3 protein-coding genes are annotated in these 2,349 nt (G+C 63.8%); all 3 read left to right on the forward strand.

Annotation, left to right across the window (positions count from 1 at the left end; all coding sequences use genetic code 11):
- Positions 1-58 precede the first annotated feature (58 nt).
- Positions 59-454, forward strand: a complete 396-nt coding sequence (locus BHU06_RS22275; protein ID WP_006217728.1) for a transposase — start codon at positions 59-61, stop codon at positions 452-454.
- Positions 451-783 (forward strand): IS66 family insertion sequence element accessory protein TnpB, encoded by a 333-nt coding sequence (gene tnpB / locus BHU06_RS21800; RefSeq protein WP_070401338.1) that lies wholly within the window; start codon positions 451-453, stop codon positions 781-783. The genes BHU06_RS22275 and tnpB overlap by 4 nt, the downstream gene beginning before the upstream one ends.
- Before the next feature lie 76 nt (positions 784-859).
- Positions 860-2,349 (forward strand): IS66 family transposase (locus BHU06_RS21805; RefSeq protein ID WP_139147180.1); only part of this gene is annotated, 1,490 nt, incomplete at its 3' end.

The raw sequence follows: 2,349 nt of genomic DNA on the forward strand, positions 1-2,349 counted from the left end.
GTAAGCGTCCGGCAATCCCATCTTGAGATAGACCCAGTGTCGAGGCATCGTGTGCACGATGAACATCACGCACACTATGGCGAACGACACGATCGCCCAGCGCCCCAAGCGGCACTACTACTCCCCGGAACTTAAAGGCCAGATCGTGGCCGAATGCCAGGTCTCCGGCGCGTCAGTGGCCGGCGTAGCGCTTGCACACGGAATCAACGCCAACATCGTTCATCGCTGGATGCGCGAGCAAGCAGACTCCCTGTTGCCAGCGCCCCGGAATGAGTTCGTTGCGCTGAATCTGCCTCCACCAGTTGAACAGCTCCCAGCAACCGAGACCAGCTCGCCGCCCGTGTCGCGTGCGATTCGCGTTGATGTTCGGCGCAGCGCCAGCGTAGTCACCGTGAACTGGCCCCTGGAAGATGCAGCGTCATGTGCAGCGTGGCTGCGCGACTGGCTCCGATGATCCGCATTGATGCGCTGTGGCTCTCCACCGAGCCGCTGGACATGCGAGCAGGCACCGAGACGGCGCTCGCCCGGGTAGTGGCTGTCTTTGGCGCAGCGCGCCCACACCACGCCTATCTGTTCGCCAATCGACGAGCCAACCGCATGAAGGTGCTGGTGCACGACGGCATCGGTGTCTGGCTGGCGGCCCGGCGCCTGAATAGCGGCAAGTTCGTCTGGCTGCGCGATGCCGCCACCACCGCCACACTCAGCCGAACGCAGTTCGATGCGCTCGTGCTGGGCCTGCCCTGGAAGAACGTCGGCGAGGCTGGAGTCATCACTGTACTTTGAGTGCTCCGGTCGTTGGCCAGGCAATCAGCGCTTGCACCGATGCGCGAATGTGATGTTAGCCGCATCATCTTCTCCCGTGATCACCGCAGACCACCTTGACACCCTGGAGCCGCAGCAGATGCGAGCGGCCCTGCTGTCGTTGATGGGTGAGCTGGCCGAGCGAGACGGCGTGATCGCACGCCAGGGCCAAGAGGCGGTCTTCAAGCAGGCGCAGATCGACAAGCTCACGCACGAGAACGCACTGCTCAAGCGCATGAAGTTCGCCGCACAGTCGGAGCGCTTCAGCGCCGAGCAGAAGAGCCTGCTCGATGAATCGCTGGATGAGGACCTGCAGGCGGTGGCCGATGAGATCGAGCAGGCCACGCCGCCAGTGGCAGGCCGCCAAGACAAGCAAGTCCCCAAACGCGCACCCCTGCCGGCCAACCTGTCGCGGCGCGAGATCCGCCACGAGCCCGAGTCCACCACCTGCGCCTGCGGTTGCCAGATGAAGCGCATCGGCGAGGACGTGGCCGAGAAGCTGGACTACGCGCCCGGCGTGTTCACGGTGGAGCGCCACATCCGGGGCAAGTGGGCCTGTGCCCAGTGCGAGACGATTCACCAGGTGCCTGTCGATCCTCACATCATCGACAAAGGCATCCCTACCACTGGGCTACTGGCGCAAGTGCTGGTGGCCAAGTACGCCGACCACCTGCCGCTGTACCGCCAGGAAGCGATCTTCGGTCGCGCCGGCCTAGCCATCCCCCGCTCCACGCTGGCGCAATGGGTGGGCTCGTGTGGCGTGCAGTTGCAGCCACTGGTTGACGCCATGAGGACAGAGCTGCTGCAGCGCCGCGTGCTGCATGCCGACGAGACGCCGGTGTCCATGCTCAAGCCGGGCAACGGCAAGGCGCACCGGGCGTACCTATGGGCCTATGCCACGGGCGCCTTCGAGAACATCAAGGCGGTCGTCTACGACTTCTGCGAATCGCGCTCGGGCGAACACGCCCGGCGCTTCCTGGGCGACTGGAGAGGCAGCCTCACCTGTGACGACTTCAGCGGCTACAAGGCCTTGATCGCAAGTGGTGTGACCGAGGTCGGCTGCCTGGCGCACGCGCGGCGCAAGTTCTTCGATTTGCACGCGGCGAACCAAAGCCAGATCGCCGAGGTCGCGCTGCAGCAGTTCGCGCGGGTCTACGAGATCGAGCGTGAGGTCAAGGAGATTGCGACCGATCAGCGCCAAACCATCCGGCAACAACAAACGAAGCCGCTGCTTGATGCCTTGCACCAGTGGATGGTGCTGCAACGCCAGAAGGTGCCGGAAGGCTCGGCAAGCGCCAAAGCGCTGGACTACAGCTTGCGGCGCTGGGAGGCTTTGACCCGGTTCGTCGATGACGGACAGCTGCCCGTGGACAACAACTGGATCGAGAACCAGATTCGGCCGATTGCCATTGGCCGCAACAACTGGCTCTTTGCGGGCAGCCTACGAGCTGGTCAGAGGGCAGCAGCCGTCATGACGCTCATCCAGTCAGCACGACTCAATGGGCATGATCCCTATGCGTATCTCAAGGACGTTTTGGCTCGCTTGCC

Source organism: Hydrogenophaga sp. PML113 (genome assembly GCF_001777155.1).
Lineage (GTDB): Bacteria > Pseudomonadota > Gammaproteobacteria > Burkholderiales > Burkholderiaceae_C > Hydrogenophaga > Hydrogenophaga borbori.